The following is a 16,991-nucleotide window of genomic DNA, read 5'->3' on the forward strand; positions in this document are numbered from 1 at the left end:
TCGACTTTGAGCAAAGCGAAAAGCGGTGGACACTAACTTTGTGTAGCAAAATTATGTGAAAGCCAATCCCGCCCGACCCACCAGCATTACCGAAGCCTCACTTCTGCAGGGCTTTTATTGCTTACATCATCCCTCCAAATAGCTCTTTAAAGCCTGTTTTAGAGCTATTTTTTGGCTAGGAAATCAACCCCAAATCCATTAAAAAATAGACATGCCGATCTGGAAGAAACTAAACAACGTTATGTCACGTTACGACGCGGATGACACTTACTACTACCTTGGTGCAGAAGTAATTCGAAATAATGCAGATTCTCTTTAACCATTACTTAAGTAACCTCAAGAATGACGTTGCCCTCTGTGCTGCCTCGTCGTAACTTGGCCTGTAATTCAGTACATCAATTTCAGAAAACTGGGCTTTTAGCACTGCCGCCCTGCTAGCAATTTGGTTAATAAATTGCTCAGCATTCTTTCGCAAGAACTTAGCCGATTTTACTAAGGCTTCAGGCTCGCGCTCAATAACTAAAGACAGATCAAATAAATCACGGGCAGTAGTCCTGTCACCTCGATGCCATAATTTCTTTGCCACAATCTCTGTAGCAGTTTCTACTCGAATAGGCTGCCCACTAATATTCCATATTTCAAATGGCGCTTCAGTTAAGTTTGGGGATACCACAAAGTCGATCTCCCCTTCTGGACGAATTAACTTAACGAAAGTGCTTTGATCTTCAACATAGTCCGTACTTACCGCTGCAGCGACATCGCTTAAGCGCGGAGTAACAAACCCTAGATACTGAGGGTCTGGCATAAAGATATCAATATCTTTGCTAAGGCGATGCTGATAGCGAATCATCAACACTGTGCCTCCGCCAAAAGTCCAGAATGGATCAGGAGTTCCGTGATTCTTGATATCTTCAATAATCGAAAGCGCATGGGGTAATAAATCTTTCCACACACCTTCAGGAAGCTCGCTCTCTATAAAATTACTCATAGATTAAGCCCAAGCCGATCTTGGTGAATGCATCTCATGCGCCCACCGATTAATATTTTTCCAGATGAACTTAGGCGCCACATGATTCATCGCTGCCGCCTCTTCAACTGCAGCCACAATAATTTCTAATGGCGCTTCATCCAATAAAGTTGCTACATGGGGGTAGATGCTCTCGGGTAACTCTCCACATGCCAACGAATGAGATAAGTTCCTGCTTTGCAACTTAGTCTTATAACTAACACTAGCCGTCTTACTGGCCATATCTAAGCCACGATGTTTTTTACTGTGCTCTTGAGTAATCACATCCAAACCCAGCAACGATAGCAAAGATAGCAACTTAGCTGCGCCCAAATCATTCAAACTACCCTTCTCCAGATGATGGATAGTCGATCTTGAAAGACCGCAAAGCTTTGCCAACCGGTCTTGGGATAAACCCAGATCAGTACGACGCTGCCCGACTTTGAGACCGATTTCGCGTAAGTTCATAAATGTACTATAGCATAAATTGTGTAATATATTACACATTATTTTAATGAGGTTGATCCAGCAATCACCAAGACTTTGAACTTTGCACCAATTTACAATCGCACACTCATTTTTTGTCGTGTAGAACAATGATTTATATAGGGTGTTGAATTGCACGCAAACTAATCCAATTAGCGCCCTAATTTGCTACCAATTTCAGCCCAGTATCCGCTCAATATAGGCTGCCACTCACAGATAACCTGATCATTTAGATGGATTAAAGTTAAATACAAATGCTGGCTCAGCTATGGATGCAAATTAACACATCGATGGGCACCGATTTAATAAAAACCATAGAATAGCGTTAATTTCTTTTTTTTAGAGTTTATTCATGAATCATTATCTAGATAGCTGCTTAATTACTTCACCTATTTTTAGCCGAGCAAAAGTATGGTTAAAGCTACGTGAAAGCGCATTCCAATGAAAGCACCTGATAAGCGCTGCTGTGGATCGGGTGTTTGCATTATTAATGATCTGGGCGAGTGCTGGTGCGGCCAGGTATGGAATGGAGAGAAGATGGTCGCCCCTAGTTTAGGCATAGATACGATCAGCAATCAAACACAAGAATCAGATCCCAAGAAATTGACGTCCAAGTCTTAAATAACTGCACCCTATATTCAAATAAATTACGATTATGTATGTTAAAAAAGGAATGTCACTATCCTGAACTTGCTTTTGTTGATATTGAAACTACGGGATCTCATTTTGAGCGTGATCGGATTACAGAAATAGGGATCAAAACCTTAGCTAACGAAGAAATCAGCACGTGGGAGGCATTAGTCAACCCACAAATTTTTATTCCTCAGCATATTCAACGTCTTACCGGTATATCACCATTAATGGTGGCAGATCAACCTATTTTTGAGGAACTTGCTACAAAAATAAAAGAGGGGTTACAGGGTAAAGTCTTTGTGGCACATAACGCCCGTTTTGACTATGGATTTATCAAAGCCTCTTTCAAGCGAATAGGTATTGAATTTAAGCCTAAAGTTTTATGCACTGTAAAGCTTTCAAGGCTACTATTTCCTGATCAGCCGCGCCATAATTTGGATACCATCATCAACGTACATCAATTGAGCGTGAGCGCTAGACATCGTGCATTGGGAGATGCGGATTTACTTTTACAGTTTTGGCGAGTATGTGAGCAAGCAGTTGGAAAAGAGCGCCTTCTTGAGGCCTTAAATCAATTAGTAGGTAACGCTAGTTTGCCACCAAATATAGATCAAGTTTTAATTGACTCAATTCCAGATGGCCCAGGCTGCTATATTTTTTATGGCGAAAATAAGAATCCACTTTATATTGGGAAAAGCATTGCTATGCGAAGTAGGGTAATGGGACATTTTCAAAGCGCCTTAACACAACGTAAGGAAATGCAGCTTTCACTCCAAGTTAGAGACATAGATTGGATTGAAACTAGCGGAGAATTAAGCGCTCTAATTTTAGAGTCAAGATTAATCAAAGAACGTATGCCTAGCATGAATATAAAGTTACGTCGCTCTAAGGACCTATGCGCTTGGAGTTTAGAGAGGGATGCAATTGGAGTACTCAGGCCATCACTAATAACTCACCATAATTTATCTCCAGGACTGCAAGAAAACTTATATGGTTTGTTTTATAGCAAGAGGGATGCAAATACTTATTTAAAGGCAATTTCGAAAAAGTATCGACTTTGCGAGGCATTACTTTGCCTAGAGAAGCAGATTGAAGGCAAGTCTTGTTTTGGATATCAAGTAAAACAATGTAGCGGAGCTTGTGTAGGTGTCGTACCAATCGAAATACATAACCTACAGTTAAAAACAGCTATGGATTTATATAAGGTTCAAATCTGGCCTTATTCTGGAGCGATAGCAATTCAAGAGGGCAATGAAATGATCGTAATTGATAAATGGTGCTACCTAGGTGTCGCTATTAATCAAGATGAGCTATACGAATTAGCCGCTTTTGGGGATGCCGAATTTGATCTTGATATTTATAAAATTATTAAGAAAGCTTTATCTGGGCGATATAAAAAACAAGTAATACTCTTAGATTTAAAGCAAAATAGCGACAACTAATACAAAGTAGTTAGTTTATTTTGAGACGAGCGCTTTTACGGGTTTTTTCATAAAAGTAATTAGGTTTAGATTTGACCCAACTAATAAATTTTTTAATTTCAGCTTGGTTCCTAAGGCTTGAGGCGTTATTTAATTCTTTTGCTAATTCAGTTTCTGTAAAGTGAGCATGAATTTGTTGGTGGCAAATACGGTGCAGGTATTCAGTCGTTTTGCCACCTTTAGATTTTGGAACCAAATGATGGGCATCTTTTTGTGAATCGGGAATAGGACGCTCACAAATTGGACAAATTAATTCGTATATCTGCTTATTAATGGGTGATGAATGCAAAATCATTTTCTGACGAATTTTCCCGATCATTTAGAATTTTTTTAATTAGGAATTGAAGGGTTTAGCAGTTTATGGGGGTTTTAGGCCATTTTTCTATATCGTACTAGTTTAGTAAATAAGTCTTAAACTTGCACGATGCCAAAATTTTGCGTTAATTGATGTATTTCTGGAAAAAATGAAAAATTTAAATAGGCTGATCTTAATTCTGGGCGATCAATTAGATCTTCAGGGGTCGGCGCTCAAAGACTTCAACGCAAAAAATGATGAAATCATCATGATTGAATCGATAAACGAGGCCCAGTATGTTTGGTCACATAAGGCTAAAATTGCATTATTTTTATCTGCCATGCGGCATTTTGCGCAGGCCCTAGAAGAGCGGCAATATCCCCTTACCTACATAAAGGAATCTACGCTACCCATTGTGGAGGTCTTGCGGCAGCAGCTTATTCATAAAAAAATTTCACGCCTAGTTTGCGTTCTGCCAGGGGAGTGGCGCTTAAAGGTTGCTATAACAGAGCTAGCACAGGACTTAAGCTTAGAACTTGAGATGCGGGAGGATGAACATTTCTTTTGTTCACGCCAAGATTTCGTCAACTGGACTGCTGGTAAAAAAGAATTAAGGCTCGAATACTTCTACCGTTTGATGCGTAAAACTCACGGCATCTTGGTCGATGCTGACGGCAATCCCGAGGGCGGGCAATGGAATTTTGACCAAGATAATCGTAAACCCTATCCTAAAAAGGGCCCTGGAATAATTGATCCTCCACCTACATTTGAGCCAGATCCGCTCACTCGGAAGGTCTTGGCTTATGTAAATAAGAAATATAAAGATCATCCTGGAAATTTAGATCAATTTTATTGGCCCGTAACAAGAGATCAGGCCCTAAAGGCCTTAAATTATTTTGTTAAATATCGCTTGCAGAATTTTGGAACTTTTCAAGATGCCATGTGGACTGACACCCCGTTTGGTTGGCATTCACTGCTGTCTAGCGCACTGAATCTTAAGTTACTGAATCCGCACGAGGTTATTGCGACCGTATTAATTGCTTGGAAAAAATATGGCTTAGATTTATCTACTGTTGAAGGTTTTATAAGACAGATTTTGGGTTGGAGAGAATTTGTACGAGGCATATATTACCTTGACATGCCACAAATGAGCCAAGCTAATTATTACAACCATCAGCGTCCTTTACCGAAGTGGTATTGGTCGGGTAAAACTAGTATGGCCTGCATGAAAGATACGATTAAACAAACACTTGAGTATGGCTATGCACACCATATTCAGCGTTTAATGGTTACTGGTAACTTTGCTTTGCTAGCCGAAATACTCCCAAGTGAAGTTAGTAATTGGTATTTAGCTATTTATGTTGATGCCATTGAGTGGGTTGAGCTTCCTAATACAGTTGGCATGGCTTTATTTGCTAATGGGGGAAGATTTACAAGTAAGCCCTATATTGCGAGCGGTGCATACATTAAGCGAATGAGTAATTATTGTGGTTCATGCAAATATAAACCAGAGGTTCGTTTTGGTGAAACTGCTTGTCCAATAACAACGCTCTATTGGAATTTTCTGATCAAGCATCGCGCACAGTTTGATGCAAACCCTCGGACTAGATTAATGACGGCGAATTTAAAAAAGATTAGCGATCCCGATCAAAAGGCTATAAAAAAGCATGCCCAAGAATTATTAACTCAGTTGGATGGGCTTTAATCTAGCTACCAGCCAATTTATTAAATAAGTTTTACACTTACTAATTAATGTCCTTAGTTATTAATTTATAGGAGTTATGGTGAGAATAGAAGATACCGATCCAGCCAGACATGCTGGTATTGAATACCCAATGGAAGTTGGTGCCCCAGTTTTTGCACCGATTAAAGTGGTTGAAGAGAAAGATAAAGCGGTTAATGTTGCACGACAAAATGCAAAGTTAGAGTATGACCGCATTATGGAGCAGGCTGAAGTTTTGATGAAGCAGGCCAGAGCTTTACAGGCAAGACTAGATGCAACTGAAATGGTGCATTGTGCAAAGTTTAGCTTTAACCCAATTCATGGAAAAACTTATCATCTTTATTATGATGAACGTAATTCTGTGAATCTATTAATTCAGAGTGGGCCTAAAGATTGGAGCTGTGGAATCCCTAATAAGTGGATTTATTCAATGGCTGTAAAAAAATTAGGCGATAGTACTTGGGCAATCGTTGAAGACGAGTAAATCCTATGCGCTATTTTTTTAGGACGGCGTCAGCAACACACCGAAAGCCAATATAAACCACTGCTATATCACTTGGCTTTGATTCGACATCAGATTCTTGTTGCCGCTCAGGCCCGTACCACCAAGAGGCACCGCGGGTAATATATCCACCATTACGCTCAGTAGCGGTCCACTCCCAGACGTTACCGCCCATGTCATATAAACCATTAACACCGGGTTTAGTTGTACCAACCTGAACATGACCTGTGCCACGATTGAGTGCGCCCGCTGGAGCTAAGCCCCTATAATCACCGCAGCCACTTAAGCAATGAGAAGTAGTCGGATTCACCCCTCCTGGATATGAATAGCGCTGCCCTTTGATATATCCAGTTGGCGGGTTAGCTCGCTGCTCTAAAAATGCCGCTGAAGTCCACTCTGCATCTGTTGGCAAGCGCTTGCCATAGAAACGGCAAATAGAGTCAGCCTCCTTTTGATTGAGATGTACTGCGGGCTCAGTTTCTTTTGCCGGTACCCCATAAGGCGTTTTCCAGATCCAGCCAGGTTTTTTTACAAATCCCCCTTCATAAGAAAGGCCACCTCCATTTTTCTCGGCAGCACTGACAAAATTAAAGCTAGATGCAAAACCTTTGACATCCCCAATAGTCATCTCGGTCTGATCCCAAATCAAATTACCAATTTGTACTGTAGGGATCAAAGAAATAGGCGCGCTTTGGCTAGGAGAAGAGCCAAGGAGGAAATACAAGGCACTGGCCATAAGAACAAAGCTAAAAAGAATATGGGTGTGATCGACTTTTTTCATAAAGAAATCATAGTGTTAAATTGCACGCTACATTGCAGCGAATTTCAGCTCACCATCTTTTTAATGTGGGCGGCTTGTGAAAAAAATCTCCTCATGAGGGTGAATCATAATTTGCTGCAAATGATGGATCAATTTTGATTGCAAACCAACATTACGGCATCCTTGAGAGGATAAACCATTACTTTAGAAGCGCTTTAAAAGACAAACCCCACCAATTCTAGTGAGGGTTTGCTTTGCTGATGGGGCACTAGGTCTTGAACTTGGGACTAAATGGGATCTCTAGGGCTAACACCCCCTACAATGAGGAGATGTTGATACAAATCATAAACCTACTACTTCAAGTATTTGTAAGCATTGTCGCCGGAGCCTGTCTTTTGCGATGCTATATCCAATGGCTTGGATCTAATCTTGGGGCTGGTCAAATTAAATCCATTGGGTCTTACTTGTTCCCTCTCACCAATTGGATCATTCTGCCAATTCGCCGAATTATCCCTAGCCTAGGCCGATTCGACACTGCTAGTTTTCTTGCTGCCTATGTTCTAGTTTTAGGCAAAACAATTATCCTATCTTGGATATCTGGGCTAATACCTTTGACTGCATCTTCGCTGATTATTACCTTGATTGAGCTTTTAGACTTAACCATTTCAGGTCTCATTTGGCTAGTTTTTGCAAGCGTCATTCTCTCTTGGATCAGTGCTGGCTCTCCAATCCAATACCTTATATCTCTTTTAGTTGAACCACTTCTTAGGCCTATTCGACGAGTAATACCCAATCTAGGTTCACTTGATTTATCACCTCTCGTCTTATTATTAATTTTGCAAGTATTGCAGATTATTTTAAGTAATCTAAAGTAGAAAAAATAAATTGGCGTCACGCATAATGCATAAACTAGTTCGCCTTGGGTTTTTAATTCCCCCCTGGCAACCCTAATGCTGAAGGTGAAGTGATTAAGATGGCGCGCCCAGCTAATTGAAACGCTAATTTGCCCCTAAGGAACATTTTTTATTCATTTGGGCACAAATTTTTAGTATCGATGCGGCTGCGGTTGAGGTGCTTGATGCATCTCCATCAGCGGGGGCACTCGCTGAAATCATGATTTCAGCAGATTGGTCACTTAATGGAACAACTTTTAAGGTAATGCTTTTATTATTTTCTGACACTTTCAGTTTTAAAGTTGAAGCATCTTGAGAAACGATGGTGATTGCTTGGTTTTGCTTAGCTAGATTAATTGCTGTTGCATAAACTTTACTTGCTGGGGCATTTAAAACAACCGTAGCCATTTGAGCTGTAGGCTTTCCATTTTGATCATCTTGAGTTAGTTGGTTGATCCGACCTTCTATATGCTTAGCAGCAAAAATCCATTGGGCTGATACTGGTTCACTAACTAAAAATAATGAGCTAACAACTAACCCCACTGTTGCAATTCTTAACGCCGGATCTTTGATGGCCATGGCTTCCCCTAATTAGAGCTCCATTATGACACCTACTTGAAGCGATACCAATTTCCTAGATAAGCCCGAATTTGAATTTGTTGTACATCTGCTCTTCTTGGGTTAAAAGATGAACCCCTATTTGTCTCATAGTTGCTGACGTTGGACACCAAACCCGTCGCCAAGTAACCCCAAAATCTGTTGCACACTTGGTGATTTTTGCTTATTTTTTTAGAAAATTTTCTACAGATTTACGGTGCTCGACAGAAGAAAAACAGATGCCTAGAGCCATGTTACTTAGGGAAAATATTTCATCAAGTGTCGACTCAAAACTTTGATTTACGATACGCTTACCCAGTACAAAGGCGGGCTTAGCAGTGTCTTTGAATGAATTCGCCCATTTTTCAGCATTCAATAGTAAATCACTAGATGCTGAGTAACGATCTACGATACCGATTTTCATTGCCTCTTCAGATTTGATTCTTCTCCCTGAAAAAATTAGATCTTTAGCCAAACTCATTCCTACCCGTCGAGGCAAAAAATACATTCCACCTCCATCTGGAATAACAGCTCTCTCAATATAAGACCAGCAAAATACTGCATTTTCACTAGCGATGATGAAATCGCATGCCAATGCTAAATCGGCCCCCAATCCAAAAGCTGGCCCATTTACTGCTGCAATCATTGGCTTTGGCATATTGTGAATTAGGGTAATTAATCTCTGAATTTCTTGATGCCGCTTCCAGCCTTTCATGGCTATTTCCCCGGGCGGTAACTCTAGTCTTTTAGCCATCACCTCAATATCACCGCCCGCACAAAAACTAGTCCCATTACCACTCAAAATAACGGCATGAATTTTTTCATCGATTGTTATTGCCTCAAGGGCAATAAGAAGCTCATGCCTAATCTGGTCATTCAATGCATTATGCTTATTTGGTCGGTTCAGAAAAATAAGCGCCACACCATCCTTCATTTTAAAATCGATACATTCATCATTCATAGCTATGTCCTTATTTAGATAAATATTTAGTAATCAACTTAATATTTCCTACTGATAAAAATTCTTCCGCTATCTTTCTCAATATTATGTTTTGCTTCTAACAAGTGAGGAATGATAGTTTGATGTATCTTTAGTTCGGTCAACTTTGAGCCACTTAATGTGCAATTTAAAGCGACAGCCGGATCATCGCTACTTCCAACCCTCAGCGGCACAGCTACAGCATAAACTTTTGACTCCCAGTCCCCAAGACTAAGGCAATAGGAATTATTTGCATAAAATATTTTATCTCGATGAAAGTGATGTAAATCTTTACGGTACTGTATTGGGTAAGTAATTTTTAATCTATTCAGAATAGCGAGTTGATCTTTTTCAGAAGATGAGAGCAATAGCGCACGTCCTATCGAAGTTGTTAAAAGGGGTCTACTACTACCAATGTCAGGCTTTAAAAAATTCCGTCGATCAAGACGCATTGCATCTATATACACAACCTCAAGACGCCCAAGCATCCCTAAATTAACCGTCCACTTAGTTTTAGATGCTAATTTCTCCATATGAGGGCGCGCCAAATGACGAATTTCCATTCCAGCTAACATGGGATAGCCCAGCATCAAAACCCCCGGACCAAGCCGATACTTTTGCAAGCGATCTACTTTCAGTAAGTATCCTAATTTTTCAAGCGTATAAGTTAAGCGTGAAACAGTTGCCTTGGGGAGCGAAGTTTTTTCACATAACTCTCGATTCCCTAATAATTGATCAGCCGGATTAAATGCCCTTAACACCTCTAGGCCCCTACTAAGGTTAATTGCAAACTGACGATCGATCATTTCTTTACCCCTCTTCAAGAACTTAGATCCTCTTTATGGTCATTGGGGATCACAATATATTCTAACAACTGTTTCGCTAGGCGAAACACACGGATAGCCCTAATTTTCTCTGATTCAATAGAATTGCTTACTAAAATGCACTTAAATCAATATGCACACGCCACAAATACATAGTAGTAATAAAGGCCCTTTATCTGGTATTCGCATTCTGGATATGGCCACCGTTATTGCCGGCCCATTTGCAGCGACGCTGTGTGCCGACCTAGGCGCTGAAGTCACTAAATTAGAGTTGCCTGCGAGCAATGATCCCTTAAGAACTTTTGCCCCGATGAAGGATCATCATTCTTTATATTGGAAAGTCACTAATAGAGGTAAACAAGGCATTACTTTGGATGTGCGCAAACCTAAGGGACGAGAAATTTTTCTAAGGATGCTTCCCCTTTTTGATGTTCTAGTAGAAAATTTTAGAACTGGCACCCTCGATCAGTGGGGGCTTGATATCAAAACCTTACATCAAGCTAATCCGCAACTTATTATTCTTCGTCTCACTGGGTTTGGCCAAACTGGACCCTATGCCAGACGGCCAGGTTTTGCTCGAATATTTGAGGCGATGAGCGGCTTTACAAACCTAACGGGAATGGCAGAAGGCCCCCCTCAGCACATGAATTACCCATTAGGAGATGTAGTTTCTGGCCTATTTGGAGCCTTTTCTATTGCGGCCGCTTTAGTTGAAAGCTCTCAGTCGAAAAATAGAGTCGGTCGAGAAATCGACCTGTCAGCAACCGAAGCAATGATGCGCCTACTTGACCCTCTCGCAGCTGAATATGAACAATTAAATTACATTCGAGCGCGCACTGGATCACGGGCGACATATACGGCGCCTTCTAATATTTACAAAACATCAGATGATGTTTGGATTAGCGTCGTTGGCTCATCCGAACCAATATTTAAGCGGTTCTGCTCTGCAATGGGAGTGGATGAATTAGCAAACAATTCTAAATTTTCTAATAATCAGTCGCGCCTAAAAAACTTGGATGAATTAGACCAAATTATTTCTAACTGGTGTTCTTCTCAGACTTTTGAACACTTAGCAGTAGTTCTTAACAAGAATGAGGTGCCCTTTACCAAAGTTTATGGGATTGATGATGTATTAAATGATCCCCACTTTAAAGAACGTAAAGCCATCATCCGACTTCCCGATGAAGATCTGGGCAGTATTCCAGCGCCTTGCATAGTGCCGCGCTTTTCTGGGGTTGCCGAATATATTCCCCATAGCGGCTCAAAAACTGGTGCGCACAATATTTCTTTTTATTCTGAACTTGGTTTGAGCAACGAAGAAATTTCCCAACTAAAAGCTGACAAGGTTATCTAAAAGGAATATTGCATGCATAAAATTAAACTTAACTCTCTTAATGAATTAAAAAATTGGGTTGGTAAACAACTTCCTCCTTCCGATTGGCAGACGATTACTCAAGAGCGTATTAATTTATTTGCTGAGGCTGGCGGAGACGATCAATGGATACACGTAGACCCAGTAAGAGCAGCAAAAGATTCTCCCTATGGAGTCACTATTGCTCATGGTTTTTTAACCCTCTCATTATTAAGTCGTTTTTTTACAGATACTGTTCTCATCGATGGCGTTACCCTATCTATTAATTATGGAACTAACAAAGTCAGATTTACGGATCCAGTTTTAGTTAATGCAAGGGTTCGCGCTCATTTCACCTTAATGTCTTTAGAGGCATTTAAAGGGGGCGTACAAATTATTTGGAATGTTTCTATGGAACAAGAAGGTAAAGAGCGGCCTTGTTTAATCGCAGAATGGGTAAGTCGACGGTATGGAGAATTTAGTAATGAAGCTTCGTAGTGCATTTCACTATTTTGATTAAGGAGGCACTATGATTCGCAACCCAAACGAATTCTCTTCTTTTTTAGATTCACTAAAAAAATATTGCAAAAATAAGCTTATTCCTCGAGAAGCAGAGGTTGCCTTACGCGATGAAGTACCCACTGATATCGTGAGCGATATGGCTGAGTTTGGACTATTTGGATTTTCAATCCCAGAGGCCTATGGTGGATTTGGCATGACTACAGAAGAACTAGTCTTAGCTGCAATAGAACTATCTCAATGCTCTGTTGCCTTTCGTGCGCGGGTGGGGACCAATACAGGAATTGGGTCGGAAGCATTAGTTGCTGATGGATCAGAATCACAAAAAGCATTATATTTGCCTAGATTAGCTAGCGGAGAAATTACTGGCTGCTTCGCTATTACCGAGCCTGACGCGGGTTCAGATGCAGCCTCTTTAAAAACTTCGGCACGTAAAGATGGGGGTGATTTCATCCTAAATGGTATTAAATGCTTTATTACTAATGCACCTATTTCCGATCTTTTTACGGTCATGGCAAGAACAGATCAAAATAAGCCTAAAGCTGATGGCGTCTCTGCCTTTTTAGTAGAAAAAAATACACCGGGCCTTACTGTTGGCAGTCCATACAAAAAAATGGGGCAAGCAGGATCCCCAGTTTCAGAAGTATATTTTGAAAACTGCCGCATTCCTGCTAGCAACCTTATTGGGGTAGAAGGCGCAGGCTTTAAAACCGCAATGAAAGTATTGAATAAGCAACGCATCCATTTGGCAGCACTTTGTATTGGTCCTGCTATTCGAATGTTAGATGAAATTGTGAAATATACATCCCTTAGAACACAATTTGGTAAGTCCATCGGCGCCTTTCAGTTGGTGCAAGCCATGATTGCAGATTGTCAAACCGAAATTTATGCCGCTAAAGCACTTGTTTTAGAAACCGCTCGCAAACGAGATGCAGGAGAAGATGTCACGATGGAGGCCTCCATTTGCAAATATTTTGCCTCTGAGATGTGTGGAAGAGTTGCCGATCGATGTGTGCAGATGTTGGGGGGTTATGGCTATATTGCTGATAATCCGATTGAAAGATTTTACCGAGATGTTCGTCTATTCCGCCTTTACGAAGGAACAAGCCAAATACATCAACTGAATATCGCCAGAAATACGTTTAAACATGCTGGACTTTCCCTGAACTAATACTCTTATTTTGGAAAAATTATGAAAATCAAATTTTATTCAACTATCGTCTTTTTACTCGGCTTAGTTAGTCCCATTACAACTTGGGGACAAACAGCTAACTACCCCAATCGCCCTATTAAAATCATTGTTCCTTATGCTGCTGGTGGTGGCACTGATTCTGCAGCAAGAGCAATTAGCCAAAAATTAGGGCAATTACTTGGCCAACCTATCATTGTTGAAAATAAACCTGGAGCTTCTACGCAAACTGGTACCCTTTCAGTCGTCAAAGCTCCTGCAGATGGCTATACCCTATTGATGGGAACAGCCAACTTAGCAACGAATGTGGCCTTGTTTGATAAATTGCCATACGATGCTCAAAAGGATTTAATACCGGTTAACCTCATAACTAAGGTACCTGTTTATATCTTCGTACCTGGTAATTCTAGTATTAAAAATGTTCCTGATTTAATCGCTCAATCGAAATTAACTCCTAATGGCTTATCTTATTCATCACCAGGAAATGGCAGTAGCGCACATTTGGCGGGTGAGCTTTTTAAAAGCGACTCAAAAAGCAATCTTCAGCATATCCCCTACAAAGGAAGTTCAGAGGCAACGACGGCCCTCATTGGGGGTCAAGTTCAGCTAAGCTTTGATAATTACGGCCCAGTAATGGCTCAAGTCAAGGCTGGAAATGCAATGCCAATAGCAATTGCTATGCCGGCAAGGTCTAGTTTTACGCCCAATGTACCCACTTTGAAAGAATTTGGTTATCCAATGGAAGCATATGCTTGGTGGGGAATTTTGGCGCCTGCCGGAACCCCAAATCCCATTATTGAGCGGCTAAATAATGCTATACAAACTGCTCTAAAGGATCCTGAAGTACGTGATAACCTCCAAAAACAGGGGGTCGAGATTATCGGTAGCACCCCAACTGAATTTGCTGACCACATTAAAGCAGAGACTATTAAGTGGTCACAGGTTACCAAGCAAGCCAATATTAAAGCTCAATAATATGCAAGGCATTTTTAAAGCTTTTCGCCTTCACTCCATTGACGGTGTGGTCACTAGAAAAATTGAGTCCATCCAATTGGATTCTTTGAGTCCTGGCAATGTGATTATCAAGGTGGCATTTTCTAGTATTAACTACAAGGATGCACTCGCTTCAAAAGGTCTTAACAATATCGTACGTGAATGGCCAAGAATTAGCGGCATTGACCTAACTGGAATCGTTGTCGAGTCACATGATTTACGCTTTAGCCCAGGAGATGAAGTATTAGTAAATGGCTGCGGAATTGGGGTTGATCATGATGGTGGTCATGCAGAATACGCGCGAGTGAACGCAGATTGGGTTATGAAGTTGCCGTCAGGCCTCACTCTACTTGATGCTGCCACTATTGGTGTTGCTGGATACACGGCAGGGCTATCTTTAGACTTAATGGAACTAAATGGTCTAAATACCCAAGGCGGTCCAATCCTAGTAACCGGCGCAACAGGAGGTGTCGCTACTATTGCCATCGATATGTTGTCTCAAAGAGGTTACCAAGTTACCGCCATGAGTGGAAAGCCGAACGAGACGGCATATCTTAAAAACCTTGGTGCCTCAGAAGTCATTGGCCGCATTTCGCCAGAGAGCTCATTTAAACCCCTTGAAAAAGCCCAATGGGCTGGGGCGATCGATTCTGTCGGTGGATATACCCTATCTTGGCTTACTCGTGTCATGCAAACAAGCGGAATAATTGCTGCCTTTGGAAATGCTGGTGGAGCAGAACTAGATACTACTGTTGTACCCTTTATTCTTAGAGGAATACGTTTAATAGGCATTAATGCTAATTCTCCCATGAATATAAGAGAAAAAATCTGGAAGAAGATTGCCAACGAATATCGCCCTACCCATTTAAAAGAAATCGCCAGCATAATTGGCATAGAAAAGTTAGCGCATCACCTAGATCTCACCTTGGCAGGAAAATCAAAGGGCAGAATAGTAATTGATATGACTAAATAAAATTTGCAAATTAGAAAAAAGAAAGCTAGGAGCCAATATGAAGCGTCGAGAATTTCTCATTACTATCCCCAGCATTGGTCTTTACCCTTTAACATCTTATGCTGAAGCAGGTTTTCCAAGTAATTCGATCAAAATAGTTTGCCCCTACGCAGCAGGTGGTGGTCCTGATATTCAGTTGAGACAAGCAGCGCCTTATCTAGGAGAAGCTTTCAAACAAACAATCATTGTTGAGAATAAAGTTGGGGCTGGCGGAGTGCTTGCGACTCAATATGCGGCCCAGTCAGCGCCTGATGGCTATACACTTATGCTTGGATCAAACATACAATTAATTCAAAAAATCATTAAGCCAGAAATTTCAATTAATCCATTGGCGGATTTTGCACCCATTAGTAATATGTACTCTTTCCCAACAGTGATGATGGTTGCTGCAGATTCGCCTTACAAGCGAGCTGAGGATGTGATCGCTGCTGCCAAAGCTAACCCAGGTTCCATGAACTATGGATCAGGCGGTATTGGAACTTCAGCGCATATTGCAGGCGCCACCTTCGTCACACTGAACAATTTAAAGGTAACACATATCCCATTAAAAGGATCAGTAGAAATTGCTACATCTCTAATTCGAGGTGATACACAGTTTGCATTTCCTATAGCGGGAACAGCTGTTCCGTTGGTAAAGGGTGGAAAAGTCCGTGCACTAGCTGTGACGAGTAAAAATCGACTAGTTCAATTACCGGAAGTTCCAACCCTCAATGAGATTATGAAAAATGAACTGACAATTCAAGAATCATGGTTTGGAATGTGGGCTCCGGTCAAAACACCTCGAGATAAGATCGACACATTATTTCAAGGAATCACCAAAGTCCTGAATATCAAAGCCCTTAAAAATACCTATGAAGATGCTGGCAATTTAGTCACACCAAGTCAAAGTCCGCAAAGCTTTGCCCTATATATGATTAACGAAAATAAAAAATGGGCTGAAATTATTCGCCTTACCGGCATAACCGCTGAGTAACAGATTGACTAAACTAGTCACCTTGACACTTATAACCCATTGAATTAATAAGGGTTTTAAGTGGAACAACATTCTTTTAATTCGTTGGGTGCGTGGACAAGTAAAGTATGTGGTGATGAGTCAGCAGCAATATCAATATCTTCGCGAATGCGAGCTTGAAGCTGCACTAGCTGAATCTAAAAGTGACTTAGTACAAGGTCGCTTTGTTAAAGAAACAGTGGCTCAGCATATTAAACGCCTAAAGCAAATCAATAAATCTGCATAATGATTTGGCAGTTAATCTTTACTGAGCAGTACAACAGGCGGGCGGCTAAGTTCTTAAAGCGTCGCCCCGATGTAGAAAGTCAATACGCCAAAACATTAGAGTTATTAGAACTCAACCCACATCATCCTTCACTACGCCTGTATGGCTTGACTGGAAGACTAGACGGGTTACAAAGTATTTCCATCAACTTGAAATACCGCATCACCATTGAAATGATTATTACTGAAAATGAAATTGTTCTGATCAATGTTGGCGATCACGATGCAGTGTATTGAGAGAAGTGTTAGGCAACTAGAAAATAAATTAATTTTTTCTATCTTGAAACCAGATGCTTAGACTGCCCTCAGTTAATCTTATTGCGACACTTAGCAACCATCACTGCGGCTAGGCCGTCATTAAACCTAAGCACCAAATCCTCATAGATGACTAGTGCCTCAACATATAAGCCATTCATATAGAGATCAAATGCTTTCTTGGTAAAGATGCAAAGCTCTTTTTCAATCTCTGTTG

Annotated in this window: 19 protein-coding genes; 12 read left to right on the forward strand and 7 right to left on the reverse strand. The window is 40.9% G+C overall.

Annotated elements, in window-relative coordinates:
* Positions 1–322: 322 nt before the first annotated feature.
* Entirely contained in the window at positions 323–988 is a 666-nt protein-coding gene (locus LZT21_RS11485; RefSeq protein WP_233990917.1) for a nucleotidyl transferase AbiEii/AbiGii toxin family protein, read from the reverse strand.
* 3 nt (positions 989–991) lie between these two features.
* A complete protein-coding gene (locus LZT21_RS11490) occupies positions 992–1,474 on the reverse strand; it encodes a helix-turn-helix transcriptional regulator (protein ID WP_233925170.1) in 483 nt (160 codons plus the stop codon).
* Between the two features lie 677 nt (positions 1,475–2,151).
* Between LZT21_RS11490 and LZT21_RS11495 the strand changes: the two genes are divergently transcribed.
* Entirely contained in the window at positions 2,152–3,567 is a 1,416-nt protein-coding gene (locus tag LZT21_RS11495) for an exonuclease domain-containing protein (RefSeq protein WP_233990919.1), read from the forward strand.
* Between the two features lie 10 nt (positions 3,568–3,577).
* Here the strand turns inward: LZT21_RS11495 and LZT21_RS11500 are convergent, their stop codons facing one another.
* Complete coding sequence (locus tag LZT21_RS11500) at positions 3,578–3,925, reverse strand: HNH endonuclease (RefSeq protein ID WP_233925172.1); 348 nt, start codon at positions 3,923–3,925, stop codon at positions 3,578–3,580.
* 145 nt (positions 3,926–4,070) lie between these two features.
* Between LZT21_RS11500 and LZT21_RS11505 the strand changes: the two genes are divergently transcribed.
* Both LZT21_RS11505 and LZT21_RS11510 read left to right on the forward strand, forming a co-directional pair.
* Positions 4,071–5,606, forward strand: a complete 1,536-nt coding sequence (locus LZT21_RS11505; RefSeq protein ID WP_233990921.1) for a cryptochrome/photolyase family protein — start codon at positions 4,071–4,073, stop codon at positions 5,604–5,606.
* Between the two features lie 76 nt (positions 5,607–5,682).
* Complete coding sequence (locus LZT21_RS11510; RefSeq protein WP_233925175.1) at positions 5,683–6,108, forward strand: DUF2452 domain-containing protein; 426 nt, start codon at positions 5,683–5,685, stop codon at positions 6,106–6,108.
* A gap of 10 nt (positions 6,109–6,118) precedes the next feature.
* Here the strand turns inward: LZT21_RS11510 and LZT21_RS11515 are convergent, their stop codons facing one another.
* Positions 6,119–6,907 (reverse strand): formylglycine-generating enzyme family protein, encoded by a 789-nt coding sequence (locus tag LZT21_RS11515; protein WP_233990923.1) that lies wholly within the window; start codon positions 6,905–6,907, stop codon positions 6,119–6,121.
* A 308-nt stretch (positions 6,908–7,215) separates the two neighbouring features.
* Here LZT21_RS11515 and LZT21_RS11945 point away from each other — a divergent pair, with 308 nt between their 5' ends.
* Entirely contained in the window at positions 7,216–7,761 is a 546-nt protein-coding gene (locus LZT21_RS11945; RefSeq protein ID WP_370634825.1) for a YggT family protein, read from the forward strand.
* 123 nt (positions 7,762–7,884) lie between these two features.
* On the opposite strand, the gene LZT21_RS11520 is transcribed toward LZT21_RS11945, so the two are convergent.
* The 3 genes from LZT21_RS11520 to LZT21_RS11530 all read right to left on the reverse strand — a co-directional run bounded on the left by LZT21_RS11520 (position 7,885) and on the right by LZT21_RS11530 (position 10,161).
* Positions 7,885–8,358, reverse strand: coding sequence for a hypothetical protein (locus LZT21_RS11520; RefSeq protein WP_233990924.1), 474 nt, complete (start codon positions 8,356–8,358; stop codon positions 7,885–7,887).
* A 202-nt stretch (positions 8,359–8,560) separates the two neighbouring features.
* Entirely contained in the window at positions 8,561–9,337 is a 777-nt protein-coding gene (locus LZT21_RS11525) for an enoyl-CoA hydratase/isomerase family protein (protein ID WP_233990925.1), read from the reverse strand.
* A gap of 38 nt (positions 9,338–9,375) precedes the next feature.
* Positions 9,376–10,161, reverse strand: a complete 786-nt coding sequence (locus LZT21_RS11530) for an IclR family transcriptional regulator (protein WP_233925183.1) — start codon at positions 10,159–10,161, stop codon at positions 9,376–9,378.
* 151 nt (positions 10,162–10,312) lie between these two features.
* Here LZT21_RS11530 and LZT21_RS11535 point away from each other — a divergent pair, with 151 nt between their 5' ends.
* The 8 genes from LZT21_RS11535 (at position 10,313) to LZT21_RS11570 (ending at position 16,756) form a co-directional block, all read left to right on the forward strand.
* On the forward strand, positions 10,313–11,533 hold the full coding sequence (locus LZT21_RS11535) for a CaiB/BaiF CoA-transferase family protein (protein WP_233990927.1): 1,221 nt from the start codon (positions 10,313–10,315) through the stop codon (positions 11,531–11,533).
* Positions 11,534–11,545: 12 nt separating this feature from the next.
* A complete protein-coding gene (locus tag LZT21_RS11540) occupies positions 11,546–12,028 on the forward strand; it encodes a MaoC family dehydratase (protein ID WP_233925185.1) in 483 nt (160 codons plus the stop codon).
* A gap of 31 nt (positions 12,029–12,059) precedes the next feature.
* A complete protein-coding gene (locus LZT21_RS11545) occupies positions 12,060–13,220 on the forward strand; it encodes an acyl-CoA dehydrogenase family protein (RefSeq protein ID WP_233925186.1) in 1,161 nt (386 codons plus the stop codon).
* 21 nt (positions 13,221–13,241) lie between these two features.
* A complete protein-coding gene (locus LZT21_RS11550; protein WP_233925187.1) occupies positions 13,242–14,213 on the forward strand; it encodes a tripartite tricarboxylate transporter substrate binding protein in 972 nt (323 codons plus the stop codon).
* Position 14,214: 1 nt separating this feature from the next.
* Positions 14,215–15,204 (forward strand): acryloyl-CoA reductase, encoded by a 990-nt coding sequence (locus tag LZT21_RS11555; protein ID WP_233925188.1) that lies wholly within the window; start codon positions 14,215–14,217, stop codon positions 15,202–15,204.
* Positions 15,205–15,241: 37 nt separating this feature from the next.
* Entirely contained in the window at positions 15,242–16,216 is a 975-nt protein-coding gene (locus tag LZT21_RS11560) for a tripartite tricarboxylate transporter substrate binding protein (RefSeq protein WP_233990929.1), read from the forward strand.
* Positions 16,217–16,331: 115 nt separating this feature from the next.
* A complete protein-coding gene (locus LZT21_RS11565; protein ID WP_233935669.1) occupies positions 16,332–16,481 on the forward strand; it encodes a hypothetical protein in 150 nt (49 codons plus the stop codon).
* Positions 16,481–16,756: a hypothetical protein gene (locus LZT21_RS11570; RefSeq protein WP_233990931.1), complete on the forward strand. Its 276-nt coding sequence runs from the start codon at positions 16,481–16,483 to the stop codon at positions 16,754–16,756. Before LZT21_RS11565 ends, LZT21_RS11570 begins: the two co-directional genes overlap by 1 nt.
* The last annotated feature ends 235 nt before the right edge of the window (positions 16,757–16,991 follow it).

Source organism: Polynucleobacter sp. IMCC 30228, assembly GCF_021395205.1.
In the GTDB taxonomy this organism is placed as follows: Bacteria; Pseudomonadota; Gammaproteobacteria; order Burkholderiales; family Burkholderiaceae; genus Polynucleobacter.